Source organism: Tabrizicola soli (genome assembly GCF_015999335.1).
Lineage (GTDB): Bacteria > Pseudomonadota > Alphaproteobacteria > Rhodobacterales > Rhodobacteraceae > Tabrizicola > Tabrizicola soli.
In genome coordinates this window covers 104,231-123,043 of the sequence record NZ_JAEACP010000012.1, presented here as the reverse complement: position 1 = coordinate 123,043, position 18,813 = coordinate 104,231, and the positions used below count along the sequence as shown (strand labels likewise).

General features: G+C 68.9%; 14 protein-coding genes. 8 read left to right on the top strand and 6 right to left on the bottom strand.

All coding sequences use genetic code 11. The annotated features are described in order from the left end of the window. The first annotated feature begins 1 nt into the window (after position 1). Positions 2-1,390, top strand: a complete 1,389-nt coding sequence (locus I7S92_RS12885; protein ID WP_197644903.1) for a glutamine synthetase family protein — start codon at positions 2-4, stop codon at positions 1,388-1,390. Positions 1,391-1,445: 55 nt separating this feature from the next. On the opposite strand, the gene I7S92_RS12880 is transcribed toward I7S92_RS12885, so the two are convergent. The 4 genes from I7S92_RS12880 to I7S92_RS12865 form a co-directional block, all read right to left on the bottom strand. Continuing rightward, the gene (locus I7S92_RS12880; protein ID WP_197644901.1) at positions 1,446-2,153 is read right to left on the bottom strand and encodes a sirohydrochlorin chelatase; all 708 of its coding nucleotides are present in this window, start codon (positions 2,151-2,153) and stop codon (positions 1,446-1,448) included. Between the two features lie 39 nt (positions 2,154-2,192). Then, positions 2,193-3,326 (bottom strand): aromatic ring-hydroxylating oxygenase subunit alpha, encoded by a 1,134-nt coding sequence (locus I7S92_RS12875; protein WP_197644900.1) that lies wholly within the window; start codon positions 3,324-3,326, stop codon positions 2,193-2,195. Between the two features lie 62 nt (positions 3,327-3,388). Next, positions 3,389-4,030 (bottom strand): SGNH/GDSL hydrolase family protein, encoded by a 642-nt coding sequence (locus I7S92_RS12870; RefSeq protein WP_197644899.1) that lies wholly within the window; start codon positions 4,028-4,030, stop codon positions 3,389-3,391. Positions 4,031-4,095: 65 nt separating this feature from the next. Continuing rightward, positions 4,096-4,554, bottom strand: coding sequence for an Lrp/AsnC family transcriptional regulator (locus tag I7S92_RS12865; RefSeq protein WP_197644898.1), 459 nt, complete (start codon positions 4,552-4,554; stop codon positions 4,096-4,098). A gap of 182 nt (positions 4,555-4,736) precedes the next feature. Between I7S92_RS12865 and I7S92_RS12860 the strand changes: the two genes are divergently transcribed. Genes I7S92_RS12860 through I7S92_RS12835 form a run of 6 tightly spaced genes read left to right on the top strand, consistent with a single transcriptional unit; the run spans position 4,737 to position 14,606 of the window. Next, positions 4,737-8,180 (top strand): indolepyruvate ferredoxin oxidoreductase family protein, encoded by a 3,444-nt coding sequence (locus I7S92_RS12860; RefSeq protein WP_197644897.1) that lies wholly within the window; start codon positions 4,737-4,739, stop codon positions 8,178-8,180. Between the two features lie 9 nt (positions 8,181-8,189). Beyond that, the gene (locus tag I7S92_RS12855; protein WP_197644895.1) at positions 8,190-9,356 is read left to right on the top strand and encodes an acyl-CoA dehydrogenase family protein; all 1,167 of its coding nucleotides are present in this window, start codon (positions 8,190-8,192) and stop codon (positions 9,354-9,356) included. After that, entirely contained in the window at positions 9,353-10,960 is a 1,608-nt protein-coding gene (locus I7S92_RS12850; protein ID WP_197644893.1) for a carboxyl transferase domain-containing protein, read from the top strand. Before I7S92_RS12855 ends, I7S92_RS12850 begins: the two co-directional genes overlap by 4 nt. 7 nt (positions 10,961-10,967) lie before the next feature. After that, entirely contained in the window at positions 10,968-12,971 is a 2,004-nt protein-coding gene (locus tag I7S92_RS12845) for an acetyl-CoA carboxylase biotin carboxylase subunit (protein ID WP_197644891.1), read from the top strand. Then, positions 12,964-13,821, top strand: a complete 858-nt coding sequence (locus I7S92_RS12840; protein ID WP_197644889.1) for a hydroxymethylglutaryl-CoA lyase — start codon at positions 12,964-12,966, stop codon at positions 13,819-13,821. Before I7S92_RS12845 ends, I7S92_RS12840 begins: the two co-directional genes overlap by 8 nt. Beyond that, entirely contained in the window at positions 13,818-14,606 is a 789-nt protein-coding gene (locus tag I7S92_RS12835; protein WP_197644887.1) for a crotonase/enoyl-CoA hydratase family protein, read from the top strand. Before I7S92_RS12840 ends, I7S92_RS12835 begins: the two co-directional genes overlap by 4 nt. Here the strand turns inward: I7S92_RS12835 and I7S92_RS12830 are convergent. Further along, the gene (locus I7S92_RS12830) at positions 14,603-15,523 is read right to left on the bottom strand and encodes a DMT family transporter (protein ID WP_197644998.1); all 921 of its coding nucleotides are present in this window, start codon (positions 15,521-15,523) and stop codon (positions 14,603-14,605) included. The genes I7S92_RS12835 and I7S92_RS12830 overlap by 4 nt on opposite strands. A 75-nt stretch (positions 15,524-15,598) precedes the next feature. Between I7S92_RS12830 and ade the strand changes: the two genes are divergently transcribed. Next, positions 15,599-17,299, top strand: a complete 1,701-nt coding sequence (ade, locus tag I7S92_RS12825) for an adenine deaminase (protein WP_197644884.1) — start codon at positions 15,599-15,601, stop codon at positions 17,297-17,299. 89 nt (positions 17,300-17,388) lie between these two features. Here ade and I7S92_RS12820 read toward each other — a convergent pair whose 3' ends face one another. Next, entirely contained in the window at positions 17,389-18,534 is a 1,146-nt protein-coding gene (locus I7S92_RS12820) for an ROK family transcriptional regulator (protein ID WP_197644995.1), read from the bottom strand. Positions 18,535-18,813: the final 279 nt, after the last annotated feature.

Here is an 18,813-nt window from a genome sequence, read left to right as displayed (position 1 = left end):
AATGACCACGACCAGCCCCTCCGGTTCCACCGCAGCCGAGGCGGAAGCCTTTCTCGAAGCCCATCCCGAGATCGAGGCTTTTGACATCATCCTGCACGACGCCAACGGCATCGGCCGGGGCAAGATCATCCGCCGGCATGAGCTTTTGTCCTTTTACAACAATGGCCGCCATCTGCCGATCTCGATCCTCGGCCTCGACATCTGCGGCGAGGACGTGCACGAGACGGGTCTCATCTGGGACCAGGGCGACGGCGACCTGCGCGCCTGGCCGATCCCCGGCACGCTGAAGCCGCTGCACAACACCCAGCCGCCGCGCGGCGAGGTGTTCATGTCGATGTATACGCTCGATGGCGCGCCGATGACCTCGGACCCCCGCCACGCGATGCAGCGGCAGGTGGACCTCCTTGCGCAGGACGGCCTGCACCCTGCCGGCGCCTTCGAACTGGAGTTCTTCCTGCTCGACCCGGAGCGCGGCCCCGACGGCAAGATGCAGCCCGCCCGCGACGTGCTCGACCGCCGGTCCAGCCGCAAGACCGAGGTCTATTCCGTCGATCATCTGCACGGGATGCTGCCCTTGTTCTCCGACATCTACGCCGGGGCCGAAAAGGCGGGCATCAAGGCCGAGACGCTGATCTCGGAATATGCCCCCGGCCAGTACGAGTTGACGCTGCACTACCGCACCGACGTGATGCAGGCAGCCGACGACCTGATGCGGCTGAAGCGCATCGTCCGAGCGCAGGCGCGCGCGCATGGCGTGGTGGCCTGCTTCATGGCCAAGCCGAACGAGAACTACGCCGGGTCGGGGATGCATTTCCACGTCTCGATGCTGGACGATGCGGGGAAGAACGTCTTCGTCGAGGCGGAAGAGGGCAAGTGGAACCCCACGATCCTGCATGCCCTCGGCGGCCTGAAACAGACGATGGGCGAATCGATGCTGGTCTTCGCGCCCCATGCGAATTCGTGGCGGCGCTTCGCGAGCCAGTCCTATGCGCCCGTCAGCCCGACCTGGGGCGTCAACAACCGCTCGGTCGCGCTGCGGATCCCGGCGGGAGAGATCAAGGCCCGGCGGATCGAGCATCGCCCGGCGGGGGTGGACGCCAATCCCTATCTGGTGGCCGCGACCGTACTGGCGGGCGTGCGCAAGGGCATGAAGGAGCAGATCGACCCCGGCCCCGAGACCACCGGCAACGGCTATGCCGACGAGGACAACGCCGGCATCCCGTCGGACTGGAAATCCGCCATCGACGCGGCGAAACGGTCGGATTTCCTGAAGAACGCCCTGGGCGAGGACATGCACCGCACCTTCACCGCGATCATGGCGGCGGAATATGCACGTGTGATGCGGACGGTCAGCGAGGTGGACTTCGACCTCTACCTGCACACGGTCTGAGGCCGGGGACCAAATTTCTTCGAAGAAATTTGCAAAATCCTTCGAAGGATTTTGGTCACCGCACCCACCGGCAGGCCCCGGAACAGACCGGCACCCGCCGTGCGATCGCCGCCGCAACGATCTCCGGCACCCGCGGGTCCAGCCCCACCGGCGGCAGGATCCGCCCCTGGAACCCCGCCTTCGCCAGCGCGGCGGGAATGTCGTCGCTGACATGGCCGCCTCCGGCCGCGAAGAACGGCAGGCAGACGCCCGCCATCCCGGTCAGGGAGGAAAGCTGCGGCTCCTGGTCGATGAAGCCCGACCGGACACGCGCGCCGGTCTCGGCCGCGATGCGTTCCGCCACATGCCCCGCGATCTGCGACGGTGCGGGCGACTTGAACGAGCCGTGCGCCGCCAGGATCACCTCGCGCCCGCCCGCCTCGCGTGCCAGAGCGACGCAGAGGTCGTGGACGGCGGGGTCGCAGCCGAAGGGCTCCAGCACCGTCCAAAGTCCGGACCGCGCCCCCGCCCCGGCCTCGGCCAGCTTCGCCGGGATCTGCACCCGGGTGAACCAGCCCCCGGCCATGAACATCGGAAAGACCACCCCACCCGGCCGCCCCGCCACCGCCCGGGCCAGCGCGCCCGGTTCGGCCAGCGTCGCGGCCGCGACCTCCCAGTCCGGCAGGAGGGTCTGCACCCGCGCCGCCAGCGCCTCCAGTGCGCGGGCGGCGGTCAGGGGGTCCGAGGGCTGGCCGTGCGCCACGATCAGGGCATGTTGCGTCATGCCCGGATAGGTGACGCCTCCTGCGCCGGGGTCAAGCCCCTACGGCATCCGGCTGGCGATGTAGCGGGCGAAATCGTAGTTCGGCCGCTCCAGATGGCTGAGCGCGCCGGGCGAGGACATGCCGGCGCACAGCCCCTTCCAGACCTTCTCGACGCAGCCCTTGTCCTCGACGTTGACGTCGTCCAGCAGCGCCTTCACCGACGCCAGATGCCGCTCCGCCTCGGGGTCGGCCATCCATTCCTTGCTCATCCCGCCGCCGAACAGCACCCGGACCGAGCCCGGGCCGTCGGCCGTCAGCGAGAGATACCAGAAATAGCCCGGCGTCAGGGTGATGAGGAGCGCGGGGTAGATCGCCAGAAGCCAGGTGATCCGGCGGTCATCGCCCTGAAGCGCGGTGTTCGACGGGTGCGCCAGCGCCAGGGGCACCAGGTCGTTCTTGATGATCCAGTGATGGTTGAAGGCCTCCTCGCCCTCGGGGCATTCCATCTTGTTCAGGTCCGAGGCCCCGCCGATGGTGCCGGAATGGCAGACCGGCAGGTGGTAGCTTTCCATGAAGTTCTCGGCCAGCACCTTCCAGTTGGTGTCCCAGCGGAACTCCTCGCGGAAGACCTCGCGGTAGTCCGCCATCGGCAGGTGGCCGACCAGCCGGTCAACTCCCGCCAGACGCTCGGCCACCGGCGGGGCATCGGGGTTCAGCGTGACCATGATCCAGCCCTGCCAGTCCTCGACCCGGACCGCCGGAAGCTTCACGTCCTCCTTGCAGAAGCCCTCGTTCCGCGCCATCGCCGGGGCGCCGCGCAGGCTGCCGTCCAGATTGTAGGTCCAGGCGTGGTAGGGACAGACGATCGAGCGTACATTGCCCCGGCCCTCCAGCAACGTGCTCATCCGGTGCCGGCAGACGTTGGACATGCCGCGCAGGGCGCCTTCGCGGTCGCGCAGGATGATCACCGGCTCGCCGGCGATGTTCATCGTCAGATAGTCGCCGGGATTGGCCAGCGCATCGGCCCGGCCGGCGCAAAGCCATTCCTTCGCGAAGATATGCTCCTGTTCGGCGCGGGCGAAATCGGGCGAGGTATAGACCGCCTTCGGCATCGCCTGGGCACGCTCGAAGGGCACCGAGACATTGGCGCGCAACTCGGCGATGGCGGCAAGGGCAGTATCGTGGCTGGTCATGGCTGGTCCTCCCCGACCGATCCTGCGGTCGAAGCCCGGCGCAGGCAAGTTCGATCCCGACCTCAACCGGGGAAATAGTGGCGGATTGCGACAGCGAAGGCTTCGGCCAACGCCGGATTCGCCTCGGGGTCATAGTGGATCCCGTCGATGGGCGAGACCTGGACCACCGCGCCCGCATCCAGGAACGGCACCGCCAGCCGCGCCGCCGCTGCCCGGATCTCGGCCGCAAGGCCCTGCGACTTCGCCGCGCCGCCGGCGAACATGCCGGCAAGGCAACCGACCTCGGCAATCGGCGGCGGCGCCACCAGAAGCACGTCCGGAGCCCCCCGCCCCGGCCCCGCCTCCGAGGCGCGGATCACGCGCACCAGCCGCTCCAGCGACAGGGCGATGTCGCTTGCGGTGACCGAGAACCGCGCCTTCAGGTCATTGGTCCCCAGCATCAGAAGGACCACATCCACCGGCCGGTGGCTTTCCAGGATCGCGGGCAGCACCGTCAAGCCGTTGCGATGCGCCCCTTCGACCGGGTCGTCATGCAGCGTGGTGCGACCCGGATGCCCCTCGGCGATCACCTCCCAATCGGGCAGGAGCTTCGCCAGCCGTCCCGGCCAGCGGTCGTCGCGCGGGAAACGGCCCGAGGCCCCAAGCCCCTCCATCGGCAGCGTGCCATGGGTGTTGCTGTCGCCGTAAAGCAGCAATGTGCGCATCCTTTACCTCCCTTGCGTCCTGCGCACAGGATGCACCGGCGCCCGCGCGGACTGAAGGCGGATTTCTAGACCGGCACGTTCAGCGTGTGCTTGACCCGCTTCAACGTGAAGCTGGTGTTGATCGACTGCACATTGGGCAACTCGACCAGCGCGTTCTTCACCGTTGCCTCGTAGTCCCGCACGCTGGTCGCCACGACCTGCAGCACATAGTCGTATTCGCCGGTCAGCGAATGGCACTGCATGACCTCGGGCACCTTGACCACCGCCTCCTCGAAGGCGCGCAGGCGGTCGCGCTGGTGGTGCGAGATCTTGACGAAGCACAGGACCAGGATCTCGAAGCCCACCGCCTCGGGATCGACGACGAAGCGCTTCGGGCTGATCGCCCCCTCGTCCTGCAACCGTTTGAGCCGCCGCCAGCACGGGGAATGGCTGAGGCCGGTGACCTCGCCCAGCTCGCGCAGGGTCAGTTCGGGCTCATCCTGCAGGGCACGCAGGATGCGGCGGTCGGGTTCGTCCAGCTGCATCTTTCCTCCTCAAGCGACAGGCAGGTGGAAACTCGCCCGACAGAGCACCATATTGCCTTGAAGACGCAAGGAACAGGTACGGTGTTCCAAGGTCGCCGACAAGCAGGTCAGCAATAGAGACCTTGTCCCGTCGGCCGGTCCTAGAGTGTTGCCACAGGGGGTCCGAGAGAAAGGACGCGCGCATGGCCATCTCGCTTGACGACAAATACGCGGCCGAGGCGGGTTCGGTCTTCATGACCGGGACGCAAGCCCTGGTCCGCCTGCCCATGACCCAGATGCGCCGCGACCGGGCGGCGGGGCTGGACACGGGCTGTTTCATCTCGGGCTATCGCGGCTCTCCCCTGGGCGGCTATGACCAGCAGCTGGTCAAGGCGCGGAAGTTCCTGGACCGGCACGGGGTGGTGTTCCAGCCGGGCCTGAACGAAGACCTGGCGGCCACGGCGGTCTGGGGCAGCCAGCAGGTGCATCTGTCGAAGGGCGCACGCAAGGACGGGGTCCTGGGCATCTGGTATGGCAAGGGTCCGGGCGTGGATCGCTCGGGCGATGTGTTCAAGCACGCGAATGCGGCGGGCACCGCCCCGCATGGCGGCGTGCTGGCGATCGCGGGGGATGACCACACCTGCAAGTCCAGCTCGATCCCGCACCAGTCGGACCATGCCTTCATCTCGGCGCTGATGCCGATGCTCTACCCCTCGTCGATCCATGAATTCCTGGAGATGGGTCTGCTGGGCATCGCCATGTCGCGCTTCTCGGGCTGCTGGGTCGGCTTCAAGGTGATCTCGGAGACGGTCGAGATCTCCTCGGTCGTGGACCTGGCGCAGGAGGCGCGGCAATTCGTGCTGCCCCCGGACTTCGCGCTGCCGCCCGGCGGCCTCGGCCTGCGCTGGCCCGATCCGCCGCTGGTGCAGGACGAGCGGTTGCAGGAGCACAAGGGCTATGCCGCCATCGCCTTCGCCCGCGCCAACGGGGTGGACCGGCTGATCACCACCCATGGCCGCGACCGCTTCGGGATCGTCGCCTCGGGCAAGGCCTATGAGGACGTGCGGCAGGCGCTGGCCGAACTGGGCCTGGGCGCGGCGGAGCAGGCGGTGATCGGGCTACGGCTCTACAAGGTGCGCATGCCCTGGCCGCTGGAACCCGAGGGCATCCGCGCCTTCTCGCAGGGGCTGGAGGAGGTGCTGGTCGTCGAGGAACGCCGCGAGATCATCGAGAACCAGATCAAGCAGGAGCTGTTCAACTGGCGCAGCGACGTGCGCCCGCGCATCGTCGGCAAGTTCGACGAGAAGGACCAGCCGTTCCTCAGCCTTTCCGCCGGGCTGACGGTGGCGCGGGTGGCCGGGGCCATCGCCGAGCGGCTTCTGCGGCTGGACCTGCCCGAAAGCCTTGCCGCCCATCTGCGCGCGCGGGCCGAGGCGCTGCACCGGGCCGAGGCGCGGGCGGCCGGCCATGTGCCCCCCGTGCTGCGCGTGCCCTATTACTGCGCCGGCTGCCCGCACAACACCTCGACCCGCGTGCCGGAGGGATCGACGGCCATGGCGGGGATCGGCTGCCATTACATGGCGATCTGGATGGACCGCCGGACCGAGACCCTGTCGCAGATGGGCGGCGAGGGCGTGCCCTGGACCGCGATCCAGCATTTCACCGACGAGAGGCACCGTTTCGTCAATCTGGGCGACGGCACCTATTTCCACTCGGGCCATATGGCGATCCGCCAGTCGGTCGCGGCGGGCGCCAATGTCACCTACAAGATCCTGTTCAACGACGCCGTCGCCATGACCGGCGGCCAGCCGATCGACGGGGTGCTGACGCCCGAGCAGATCACCCACCTGGTCCACAACGAGCGCGTGGCCCGCGTCGTCCTGATGTCGGACAAGCCCGAGACCTATCGCGCCGCCGACCTGGCCAAGGGCACCGAGGTCCGCCACCGCGACGAGATCGACGCGGTGATGCTGGAACTGCGCGAGGTGCCGGGCGTGACGATCATCGTCTACGAACAGACCTGCGCCGCCGAAAAGCGCCGGCGCCGCAAGCGCGGAGAGATGGAGGACCCCGACCTCCGCCTCTGGATCAATCCGGCGGTCTGCGAGGGCTGTGGCGATTGCTCGGAGACGTCGAACTGCGTTGCGGTCGAGCCGCTGGAGACCGACCTCGGCCGCAAGCGCAAGATCAACCAGTCGGCCTGCAACAAGGATTATTCCTGCCTCAAGGGCTTCTGCCCCTCGTTCGTGACCGTGAGGGGCGCGACCCTGCGCAAGGCAAGGCCACAGGCGGGGGCGGATGTCTCGGCCCTGCCCGAGCCGGAACTGCCGAAGATCGAACGCGCCTGGAACCTGGCGCTGGCGGGGGTGGGGGGAACAGGGGTGCTGACGATCAGCGCGATCCTGGGGATGGCGGCGCATGTCGACGGCAAGATCCCGATGGTGCTGGACATGGCGGGCCTTGCGCAGAAAGGCGGCGCGGTGATGAGCAATGTCCGCATCTCGCGCCCCGACCGGCCGATCGCCGCGCCCCGGATCGCTGCGGGCTCGGCCGATCTGCTGCTGGCGGCGGATTCGGTGGTCGCGGCGTCGAAGGACAGCATCCTTCTCTGCGATCCGGCCCGGACCGAGGTGGTGCTGAACACCCGCATCACGCCGGTCTCGGACTTCATCCGCCACCGAGATTTCGACTTCAAGGAGGCGCAGGTCGAGGCCTCGGTCGCGCAGGCCACGCGGTCGTCGCGGAATTTCCTGAACTTCTCGGCGCTGGCTAGGGGCCTGACCGGAGACGAAATCGGCGCGAACCTGATGATGGTGGGCTATGCCTGGCAACTTGGCCTGATCCCTCTCGCGCGGGAGTCGATCCTGCAGGCCATCGCGCTGAACGGGACGGCGGTGCAATCCACCACCGATGCCTTCAACTGGGGCCGGCTCCTGGCGCATGACCCCGCGCGGGTCGCGGCGCTTGCCGGTACGAAGGCGGCGCCCGAGGCGCCGTCGCTTCCGGCGCTGATCGACCGCCGCGCCGACCACTTGCGCGCCTATCAGGACGCGGCCCTTGCCGACCGCTACCGCGCCCGGCTGGACCGGATCGGCAGGGCCGCGGACCGGATCGGGGCCGGGGACCTGATCCGCACCGCCGCCGAGACCTATGCCAAGGTCCTGGCCTACAAGGACGAATACGAGGTCGCGCGGCTTTATTCCGACCCCGCCTTCCGCGCCGGGCTGGAGGCCGAGTTCGAAGGTCCCTACCGTATCTCCCTGAACCTCGCCCCGCCGATCCTGCCGGGCAAGGCTGCAGACGGCCGCCCTCGCAAGCGCGAGTTCGGACCCTGGATCCTGCCGGTCCTCGGCGTCCTCGCCCGGTTGAAACGCCTGCGCGGCACCTGGGCCGATCCCTTCGGCCATACCGCCGACCGCCGGATGGAGCGCCGGCTGATCGCGCTTTACGAGGCCGACCTCGATCTCGCCGAGCGGGTGCTTTCGGCGGAAACCCTGCCGCTCCTGCGCGAACTTCTGGCCCTGCCGCAGGAGATTCGGGGCTATGGTCCGGTCAAGGAGACGGCCTTCGCCCGGCAGATGGAACGGCGCGACGCGCTGCGGGCGGCGCTGCAAGAGCAAAGACCGTTGGCAACGGCGGCGGAATAGGGGGACGGAATGTTTCTGGGTTCGATGGGTTTCGATCTGGGCGAGGATGTCGAGGCGCTGCGCGAGATGGTCCACCGCTGGGCGCAGGACCGGGTCAGGCCGATGGCGGCGGAGATCGACCGGCGGAACGCCTTCCCGGCGGAGCTTTGGCCCGAGATGGGCGAGCTTGGTCTTCTCGGCATCACCGTGCCCGAGGCCCATGGCGGCGCAGGGCTGGGCTACCTCGCCCATGTCGTCGCGGTGGAGGAGATCGCCCGCGCCTCGGCCTCGGTCTCGCTGAGCTACGGCGCGCATTCCAACCTCTGCGTCAACCAGATCGCGCTGAACGGGACCGAGGCGCAGAAGCGAAAATACCTGCCCGGCCTGATCGCTGGCACCCAGGTCGGCGCGCTGGCCATGTCCGAGGCCGGGGCCGGGTCGGATGTGGTGTCGATGACGCTGCGCGCCGAGAAGCGCGGCGACCACTACATCCTGAACGGCACGAAATACTGGATCACCAATGGCCCCGACGCCGATGTGCTGGTGGTCTATGCCAAGACCGACCCGCAGGCGGGATCGAAGGGCATCACCGCCTTCCTGGTGGAGCGGACCATGCCGGGCTTCCGCACCTCGCCGCATTTCGACAAGCTGGGGATGCGGGGGTCGAACACCGGCGAGCTGATCTTCGAGGATGTTGCCGTCCCGGCCGGGAACGTGCTGGGGGCCGAGGGCAAGGGCGTGCGCGTCCTGATGTCCGGCCTCGACTATGAACGGGTTGTGCTTTCGGGCATCGGCACCGGCATCATGGCCGCCTGCCTGGACGAGATCATGCCCTACATGGTCAGCCGCAAGCAGTTCGGGCAAAGCATCGGGCAGTTCCAGCTGATGCAGGGCAAGATCGCCGACATCTACACCAAGCTGAACTCGGCCCGGGCCTATGTCTACGCCGTCGCCCGCGCCTGCGACCGGGGCCAGGTCACGCGCCAGGATGCGGCGGCCTGCGTGCTTTACGCCTCGGAGATGGCGATGGAGGTGGCGCACCAGTCCGTGCAGGCGATGGGCGGCGCGGGCTTCCTGAACGACGCAGCCGTCGCCCGCATCTTCCGCGACGCGAAGCTCATGGAGATCGGCGCGGGCACCAGCGAGATCCGCCGCATGCTGATCGGGCGCGAATTGATGGGGGCGATGGGGGCATGACGATCCTGACCTCGGCGATCTCGCCCCGCAGCGAGGCGTTCCGCGCCAACCAGGCCGTCAACCTTGCCGCGCTGGAGACCGTGAAGACTGCCGCCACGCTGGCCCTTGCCGGTGGCGGCGACAAGGCCCGCGGCCTGCACCAGAGCAGGGGCAAGCTTCTGCCGCGCGAACGCATCGACCGGCTGCTCGACCCCGGCTCGCCCTTCCTGGAGATCGGCCTGTTCGCCGCTCATGGGCTTTACGACGGCGCCAGCCCCTCGGCCGGGCTGATCGCCGGGATCGGCCGGGTCGAGGGGCAGGAGGTGATGATCCTCGCCAACGACGCCACGGTGAAGGGCGGCACCTATTTCCCGATGACGGTGAAGAAGCACCTGCGCGCGCAGGAGATCGCTGCCGAGAACCGCCTGCCCTGCGTCTATCTGGTCGACAGCGGCGGCGCGAACCTGCCCAACCAGGACGAGGTCTTTCCCGACCGCGACCATTTCGGCCGGATCTTCTTCAACCAGGCCAACATGTCGGCGCAGGGCATCGCGCAGATTGCCGTCGTCATGGGATCCTGCACCGCGGGCGGGGCCTATGTGCCGGCCATGTCGGATGTGACGATCATCGTGAAGGACCAGGGGACGATCTTCCTCGCCGGCCCGCCCCTGGTGAAGGCCGCGACAGGAGAGGTCGTCAGCGCCGAAGAACTGGGCGGCGGCGACGTGCACACCCGCCTTTCCGGCGTGGCCGACCTTCTGGCCGAGGACGACGCCCATGCCCTCGCCCTTGCCCGTCGCGCCGTGGCGACCCTGAACCGCCGCAAAAGCCCCGCCGTCGCCCTGCAATCCCCCGAGGACCCGGCCTTCGACCCTGAAGAGATCCTGGGCCTTGTCCCGCCCGGCCTGAAAACCCCCTGGGACATCCGCGAGCTGATCGCCCGCACCGTCGACGGCTCGCGCTATGACGAGTTCAAGCCGCGCTATGGCACGACCATCACCTGCGGTTTCGCCCATGTGATGGGAATACCCGTCGGCATCATCGGCAACAACGGGGTGATCTTTTCGGAAAGCGCGCTGAAGGCCGCGCATTTCGTCGAGCTTTGCGCCCAGCGCGGCATTCCGCTGGTGTTCCTGCAGAACATCTCGGGCTTCATGGTCGGCCGGACGGCGGAAAACCGGGGTATCGCCAAGGATGGCGCGAAGCTGGTCACCGCCGTCGCCACGGTGCAGGTGCCGAAGATCACTATGATCGTGGGCGGCTCGTTCGGGGCGGGCAATTACGGCATGTGCGGCCGCGCCTACGGGCCGCGCTTCCTCTGGACCTGGCCCAACAGCCGGATCTCCGTCATGGGCGGCGAGCAGGCGGCGGGCGTCCTTGCCACCGTCCGCCGCGAGGCGATCCAGCGCCAGGGCGGCAGTTGGTCGCAAGAAGAGGAGGCCGAGTTCAAGCGCCCGACGCTGGAGATGTTCGAGCGCCAGTCGCACCCGCTCTACGCCTCGGCAAGGCTGTGGGACGACGGGATCATCGACCCCCGCCAGACGCGGGCGGTGCTGGCCCTGTCGCTGTCTGCCACGCTGAACGCCCCGATCCCGCCGACGCGCTTTGGCCTGTTCCGCATGTGAGGCCCGGATGTTCCGCAAGATCCTGATTGCCAACCGGGGCGAGATCGCCGCCCGCGTCATCACCACCGCCCGCCGCATGGGGATCGCGACCGTGGCCGTCCATTCCGACGCCGATGCCGGCGCGCTGCATGTCGCGCTGGCCGACGAGGCGGTGCGCATCGGCCCCGCCCCCGTCGCCGAAAGCTACCTGCGCAGCGAGGCGATCATCGCGGCCGCGCTGAAGACCGGCGCGCAGGCGATCCATCCCGGTTACGGCTTCCTGTCGGAAAACCCCGGTTTCGTCGCGGACGTGGAAGCGGCGGGTCTCGTCTTCATCGGCCCGCCTGCGCAGGCGATCCGCGCCATGGGCCTGAAGGATGCCGCCAAGGCATTGATGCAATCGGCCGGGGTGCCGGTGGTGCCGGGCTACCACGGCGAGAACCGCGATCCCGCCTTCCTGGCCGGGCAGGCCGCCGCCATCGGCTATCCGGTCCTGATCAAGGCCCGCGCGGGCGGCGGCGGCAAGGGGATGCGGCTGGTGGAAGACCCGGCCGACTTCGCCGATGCGCTGCAAGGCGCGGAACGCGAGGCGCAGGCCAGCTTCGGCGACCCGGCCTGCCTGATCGAGAAATACGTCGCTCGCCCCCGCCATATCGAGATCCAGGTCTTCGCCGATGCCCACGGCAATGTCGTCCACCTGTTCGAACGTGATTGCAGCCTTCAACGCCGCCACCAGAAGGTGATCGAGGAAGCCCCCGCCCCCGGCATGACCGAACCCGTCCGCGCCGCCATGGGCCGCACTGCGATCCAGGCCGCCCGCGCCATCGGCTATCGCGGCGCCGGGACGGTGGAATTCATCGCCGACGGCTCCGGCTCGCTGCGCGACGACGGCTTCTGGTTCATGGAGATGAACACCCGGCTTCAAGTCGAGCATCCGGTCTCCGAGGCGATCACCGGGCTGGATTTCGTCGAGTTGCAACTGCGCGTCGCGGCAGGGGAGGAACTGCCCTTCCGGCAAGAGGACTTGCGGATCGACGGTCACGCCGTCGAGGCCCGGCTTTACGCCGAGGATGCCGAGCGCGGCTTCCTGCCCGCAACCGGACGGCTGACGTATCTGTCCTTCCCGCCCGCAACCGCCTTTACCCATGGCCCGGTCCGCATCGACAGCGGTGTGCGGCAGGGCGACGAGATCACGCCCTGGTATGACCCCATGCTCGCCAAGGTCATCGTCCACGCCCCCGACCGCGCCTCGGCGCTGGCCCGGCTGGCATCGGTGCTGGACGAGTGCCGGATCGCCGGATCGACCACCAATGCCGAATTCCTGGCCGCGCTGGCCCGGCATCCCGACTTCCGCGCCGGTGCGGTCGATACCGGCCTGATCGCGCGGGAGCTGGAGGGCCTGACCGCCCGCCCGCCCCTGCCGCCCGAAGCCCCCGCCCTTGCGGCGCTGGCGGCGCTCGACCTGCTCTTCCCCTCGGACGATCCCGATCCCTGGCGCAGCCTGACCGGCTGGCGCGGCTGGGGCACGGCGGAAAGCCATGTCGTGCTGGCCCATGGGGGAGAGCGGCTGGACCTCAGGCTCCGACAGCTCGGGCCGGGAGAGTTCGCCGCCTCCAGCCCGCTGGGCGAGACGGCGCTGACGATCATCGGCCATCGGTCGGGCGAAGTCCGCTTTGTATCCGGGGGCGTGCAGCGGACCGCGCATCCGGTGGCCGGTCCGGGCCGCATTTCGCTGTTCCTCGACGGCGTGAAGCACGATTTCTCGGTGCCGGATCCGCTGTCTGGCGGCACGCACGACCATGTCGGCGGCGATGCGATCATCGCGCCGATGCCGGGCCTTGTCGGCCCGCTGCGCACCCGTGCCGGGGATCGCGTCAGGAAGGGCGAGCCGCTCCTCCTTCTGGAAGCGATGAAGATGGAGCATGTCCTGACCGCCCCGCGCGACGGGGTGGTAGCCGAGGTTCTGGTCGCGGAAGGCGATCAGGTCGGCGACGGCACGGTTCTGCTGCGGATGGAGGCCGAAGTTGGCTGATCACGTCACCCTCTACGAGGTCGGCCCCCGCGACGGGCTGCAGAACGAGGCCCGGCCGATCGCCACCCCCGACAAGATCCGCCTTGTCGACCAGCTTTCCGACTGCGGTTTTAGCCATATCGAGGTGACCAGTTTCGTCAGCCCGAAATGGGTGCCGCAGCTTGCCGACGCGGCCGAGGTCATGGCCGGGATCACGCGCAGGCCGGGAGTGTGCTATGCGGCGCTGACGCCCAACCTCCAGGGCTTTGAGCACGCCCTCGCCGCCGGGGCGGACGAGGTTGCGGTCTTCGCCTCGGCCTCCGAAGGTTTCTCGCAGCGCAACATCAACTGTTCCGTCGCCGAAAGCCTGGACCGCTTCCGCCCGGTGCTGGCCCAGGCGGCGGAGAAGTCGATCCCGGTCCGGGGCTATGTCTCCTGCGTCACGGATTGCCCCTATGACGGTCCCGTCGCTCCTGGGGCGGTGGCCGATCTGGCCGCGGCTCTGGCGGCCATGGGTTGCCAGCGGATCAGCCTGGGCGACACCCTGGGCGCGGGCACGCCCGAAACCATCGGCCGGATGCTGAAGGCGGTGCTGGAACGCCTGCCCGCCGACCGCCTTGCCGGGCACTACCACGACACGCGGGGCCTTGCCCTGCAGAACATCGCGACCAGCCTCGACCTTGGGCTGCGGGTCTTCGACACCTCGGTCGGCGGCCTTGGCGGCTGCCCCTATGCGCCCGGCGCCAAAGGCAATGTCGCGACCGAGACGGTGGCCGCCTTCCTGCAGTCCCAAGGCCTTGCCACCGGCCTTGATCCCGACCGGCTGGCCGGTGCCGCCAGCTTCGCCCGCAGCCTGAGGAGCGCGCCATGACCTGGCAGACCCTGGACGTCACCACCGATCCGCGCGGCGTGGTCCGGCTGGTCCTGAACACGCCCGAGCGGCGCAATGTCCTGTCCCCGGCCATGATCGCCGAACTGACCGAATTCGCGTCCACCGTCGGACAGAATCCCGCGACGCGGGCCATCGTGCTGTCCGGCGCGGGCCCCGTCTTCTGCGCGGGCGGCGACCTTGCCTGGATGAAGGCGCAGGTCGAGGCCGACCGGGCGCAAAGAATCCGCGAGGCCGGGAAACTGGCCGGAATGCTGCAGGCGCTGAACACGATCCCCGCGCCGCTGATCGGCAGGCTGCACGGCGGGGCCTATGGCGGCGGCCTGGGCCTCGCCTGCGTCTGCGACGTGGCCCTCGCGGCACGGGGCACCGGCTTCTGCTTTTCCGAGACCCGGCTTGGCCTGATCCCCGCGACCATCGGCCCCTATGTCCTGGCCCGGATCGGCGAGGGCCGCGCCCGCCGCGTCTTCATGTCGGCCCGCGCCTTCGATGCGGACGAGGCCGAACGGCTGGGCCTCATCGCCCGCGCGGTGGAACCGGACGCGCTCGACGTCGCCATCGAGGCCGAGGTCGCGCCCTATCTTGCCGCCGCCCCCGCCGCCGTCGCCGCCGCAAAGCGGCTGGCCCGCGCGCTTGGCCCCCGGATCGACGCGGCGGTGATCGAGGACAGCATCCGCCGCCTCGCCGACATCTGGGAAGGCGAAGAGGCCCGTCTCGGCATCGCGGCCTTCCTGGACCGCAAATCCCCGCCTTGGCGGCAGGCCTAGCCCTGCGGCGTCATCGCCTTCCTTTGCCGCGCCCGCTCCAGCCCCAGCCTGCGCTCGCGCCAGATGATCAGGATTCCGGCCGTCACGATCAGCGCCGCACCGGCCAGCATCGGCAGGGTCGGCACTTCGGCAAAGACGAAATAGCCGATCCCCAGCGCGAAGAGCATCGAGGCATAGTCGAAGGGCGCCACCAGCGAGGCATCGGCCTCGCGGTAGCTTGAGGTCAGGAGGATCTGCCCCACTCCGCCCAGAAGCCCCGCCGTGACCAGTAGCGCGGCCTCTGCGGGCGTGGGCCAGACCCAGCCGAAGGGCAGCGTGACCAGCGACAGAAGCGTCGCGGTCAGCGAGAAGTAGAAGACGATGGCCGCCGTCACCTCGGTCTGCACCAGGCGGCGGACGAAGACCTGCGCCAGCGCGGCAAAGACCGCGCCGCCAAGGACCAGCATCGCGCCCAGGGTCTCGGCGATGCCGGCGCTGCCGGGGTCGATGGACAGGCGCGGGGCCAGCACGATCAGCACCCCGACCATGCCCAGGGCCACGGCCGAGATGCGGAAGGCCCGCACCTCCTCGCCCAGGAACATCGCGGCGAAGATCACCGTCAACAGCGGCGCGGCATAGCCGATGGCCGTCACCTCGGGCAGCGGCAGATAGCCCAGGCCCGCGAAGCCCAGCCCCATCGCCATGGTCCCCGCCACCCCCCGCCAGACATGCCCCAGCGGATTGGCGGTCCTCAGTCCCGTCGCAAGTTCGCGCTGGACGGCAAGCCAGCCCACGATCACCGGAATCGCGAAGAAGGACCGGAAGAACACCGCCTGCCCCGCCGGCACATGCTGCGCCGTCGCCTTGATCAGCGAGGACATGACGATGAACACCAGGACAGAGCCGAGCTTGAAGGCAATGCCGCGCAGGGGGCGCATGGAAAGGTCCGTTTCGGTCACGGCCACTGGACGCCGCATCGGCTTTCAGGTTCCCTGATCGGAAAGGAGAAAGCCATGCCGAAATCGTCCCTTGCCGACAGAATCGATCAGGGCCGCGGCCTTGTCCCCGCCGATCTGGTGCTGAAGGGCGGCCGGGTGTTCGACCTGATCACCGGCGATCTGGTGGAAACCGACGTGGCGATCTGCGGCGACACCATCGTCGGCGTCTTCGGGACCTATGCGGGACAGCGCGAGATCGACGTCTCGGGCCGGGTGCTGGTGCCGGGCTTCATCGACACGCATCTGCATGTGGAATCCTCGCTGGTGACGCCGCACGAGTTCGACCGCTGCGTGACCCCGCGGGGGGTGACGACGGCGATCTGCGACCCGCACGAGATCGCCAATGTCTGCGGCATGACCGGCATCCGGTATTTTCTCGAGTCCGCGTCGCAACTGGTGATGGACCTGCGCGTGCAGCTGTCCTCCTGCGTGCCCTCGACCCATATGGAGACCACGGGCGCGCGGCTGTCGGCGGCCGATCTGGTGCCCTTCATGGACCACCCCAAGGTCATCGGCCTGGCCGAGTTCATGAACTACCCCGGCGTGCTGATGAAGGACCCCGGTTGCCTGGAGAAGCTGGAAGCCTTCCAGGGCCGCCACATCGACGGCCACGCGCCCCTGCTGCGCGGCAACGACCTGAACGGCTATATCGCGGCCGGGATCCGCACCGAGCATGAGGCGACCTCTTACGAGGAAGGGCTGGAGAAGCTGCGCAAGGGGATGCGGGTTCTGATCCGCGAGGGTTCGGTCTCCAAGGACCTGCACGCGCTGGCGGGGCTCTTGACGGAACGGTTTTCGCCCTACCTTGCCTTCTGCACCGACGACCGCAATCCGCTGGACATCGGCGAGCACGGGCATCTCGACTACATGATCCGCACCGCCATCGAACTGGGGGCGCCGGTGCTGGCGGTCTACCGGGCGGCTTCCCTGAGCGCGGCCGAGGCCTTCGGGCTGAAGGACCGCGGTCTGATCGCGCCGGGCAAGCGGGCCGATATCGCGGTGATCGACAGCCTCGAGGGTTGCCATGCCAGCCTGGTGCTGGCGGGGGGCGTGGTGGCCGATGACGCGGCCTTCGCGGCGCGGGCCACGACGGCGCCGGTGGCCCGGCGCTCGGTCAAAGCCCCGCCGGTCGGGGCCGCGGATTTCAGGACGGGTGGCAACCGGGTCGAGACCCCGGTCATCGGCATCCTGCCGGGCAAGATCATCACCGAGCACCGCAGCTTCGACATCGCCCCGCAGGACGGGGACAAGAAGCCGGACCTCGCGCGCGACCTGGTCAAGATCGCGGTGATCGAGCGGCACGGGGTGAACGGGAACCGGGCGACAGGGTTCGTGCAGGGCTTCGGGCTGGCGCGCGGGGCGATCGGCTCCACGGTCTGCCACGATCACCACAACATCGCGGTGGTCGGGGCGGATTACGCCGACATGGCGCTGGCGGCGACCCGGCTGGGCGAGATCGAGGGAGGCTTCGTGGTGGTCGAGGGCGGCCGCGTTCTGGCCGAACTGGCGCTGCCGGTGGCGGGGTTGATGAGTCTGGAGAGCTTCGAGGTGGTGCGGGAGCGCCTGGTCGCGCTGCGGGCGGCGGCGCGCTCGCTTGGGGTGGTGCTGGAGGAGCCGTTCCTGCAGCTCGCCTTCCTGGCCCTGCCGGTGATCCCGCATCTGAAGATCACCGATTTCGGGATGGTCGACGTGGATCGGTTCGAGGTGATGGCCTGAGGTCTGCCTGAAGTGTTGGGGAACTGGAAAGGTTGCTCGCGGACGGCGGGCGTTCGGATGGTGCGCTGTAGCGCACCCTACGATGGACGTCAGGCGTCGCGGACCGGGTTCTGGTCGATCAGGTAGCGCAGCGAGAGGGGGACGGCAGCGGCGCCCAGGGCGCGGGCCTGGGCCCCGACGGTGCCCTCGCGGATCGCGGGCGGCGCGATCCCGGAAAGGTCGAGGCGGTAGAGCGCGGCCTCGGTCCGCCGCGTCACCTCGGCCCGCACGGTGGCCGGCATCCAGCCGTCGATCAGAACGGCCTCGATTTCCAGCAGGGCGGAAGCGGTAAGCGAGGCCGCCGCCAGCCCCTCGGCCGCGCCGGTCATCCAGCTGTCGAGCAGCCCCCGGTCCACCTGCCAGCTGTCCGGGCTTTCCCAAAGCGGCGCCGAGGACTGGCCCGCCGCCTCGATCTGCGCGGCAAGGACCGAGATCGAGGCGACCGACAGGAGCCGCCGCATCCGCCCGTCCGGCCCCGGCACCGGCATCGGCCCCACGCCTGCGGCGTTGCCCCCCCGCCCGGTGAAGAGCTGGCCGTTCAGCACCAGCCCGCCGCCGATGAAATAGCCGAAGTAGAAGTAGAGGAAATCCTTCGGCCGCTCGCCCGTGCCGAAGACCAGCTCCGCCCCGCAGGCGGCCGATCCGTCGTTCTGGACATGCACCGGCAACCCGGTCAGCGCCGCAAGCTCGGCCTGGATGTCGCGGTGCCGCCAGGCATCCATCTCGGCCTGGGGGGCGCCGATCTGCTCGACCCAGGACCAGAGCTGGAACGGCATGGCCACCCCCATCCCCCCGACCCTTCCGCGCTGGCCCGGCGGCAGCGAGGCGAGGAGCGCCGGCAGGGCCTCGGCCACGAAGGCAGTCACGGCGTCGGGGGTGGGATAGCGATAGATGCTGCGCCGCGCGCCCCGGACCCGGCCCAGGAAATCGACCAGCGCAAGGTCGGCCGACCGCCGCCCGAGCTTCAGGCCGATGAAGAAAGCTCCCTCGGCAGCCAGCGACATCGGCACCGAGGGCTGGCCGATCCTGCCCCGGATGGGTTCGCCCCGGACCAGAAGCCCGTCCTGCTCCAGCGCCCGCATGATCACGCTGACGGTCTGCGCGGAAAGCCCGGTCATCCGCGCGATGTCGGATTTCGCCAGCGCCCCGTGCTGGCGGACGAGGCTGAGCACCAGCCGTTCGTTCCAGGCCCGCATCCCCGACTGGTTCGAGCCGCGCAGCCCCGCGGCCTCGGGGCCGGGGCGCGGATCTGGTGCGGGTTCGACATGGATCTTCAAGGCATGGGTCCTGCGGTGCATTTCAGGCCAGAGTGGAGCGCGAAGACCGGCTCTGTCAATAATAAATCAGAGTGATTTAATTATCTTGACGCAGGGTCGGGAATCGGGTTTCCTTTACCGTGGCACGGGCAAGACCCCCGGCTGAGCGAAGACCTGTTCGTCGGGACCGGAAATGGCCCGATCCTTGGGAGGAACCAC

Bases quoted from the DNA above. Each gene is read 5' to 3' on its own strand.
- I7S92_RS12885 (WP_197644903.1), top strand. From the start codon at position 2: ATGACCACGACCAGCCCCTCCGGTTCCACCGCAGCCGAGGCGGAAGCC.
- I7S92_RS12880 (WP_197644901.1), bottom strand. From the start codon at position 2,153: ATGACGCAACATGCCCTGATCGTGGCGCACGGCCAGCCCTCGGACCCC.
- I7S92_RS12875 (WP_197644900.1), bottom strand. From the start codon at position 3,326: ATGACCAGCCACGATACTGCCCTTGCCGCCATCGCCGAGTTGCGCGCC.
- I7S92_RS12870 (WP_197644899.1), bottom strand. From the start codon at position 4,030: ATGCGCACATTGCTGCTTTACGGCGACAGCAACACCCATGGCACGCTG.
- I7S92_RS12865 (WP_197644898.1), bottom strand. From the start codon at position 4,554: ATGCAGCTGGACGAACCCGACCGCCGCATCCTGCGTGCCCTGCAGGAT.
- I7S92_RS12860 (WP_197644897.1), top strand. From the start codon at position 4,737: ATGGCCATCTCGCTTGACGACAAATACGCGGCCGAGGCGGGTTCGGTC.
- I7S92_RS12855 (WP_197644895.1), top strand. From the start codon at position 8,190: ATGTTTCTGGGTTCGATGGGTTTCGATCTGGGCGAGGATGTCGAGGCG.
- I7S92_RS12850 (WP_197644893.1), top strand. From the start codon at position 9,353: ATGACGATCCTGACCTCGGCGATCTCGCCCCGCAGCGAGGCGTTCCGC.
- I7S92_RS12845 (WP_197644891.1), top strand. From the start codon at position 10,968: ATGTTCCGCAAGATCCTGATTGCCAACCGGGGCGAGATCGCCGCCCGC.
- I7S92_RS12835 (WP_197644887.1), top strand. From the start codon at position 13,818: ATGACCTGGCAGACCCTGGACGTCACCACCGATCCGCGCGGCGTGGTC.
- I7S92_RS12830 (WP_197644998.1), bottom strand. From the start codon at position 15,523: ATGCGCCCCCTGCGCGGCATTGCCTTCAAGCTCGGCTCTGTCCTGGTG.
- ade (WP_197644884.1), top strand. From the start codon at position 15,599: ATGCCGAAATCGTCCCTTGCCGACAGAATCGATCAGGGCCGCGGCCTT.
- I7S92_RS12820 (WP_197644995.1), bottom strand. From the start codon at position 18,534: ATGCGGGCCTGGAACGAACGGCTGGTGCTCAGCCTCGTCCGCCAGCAC.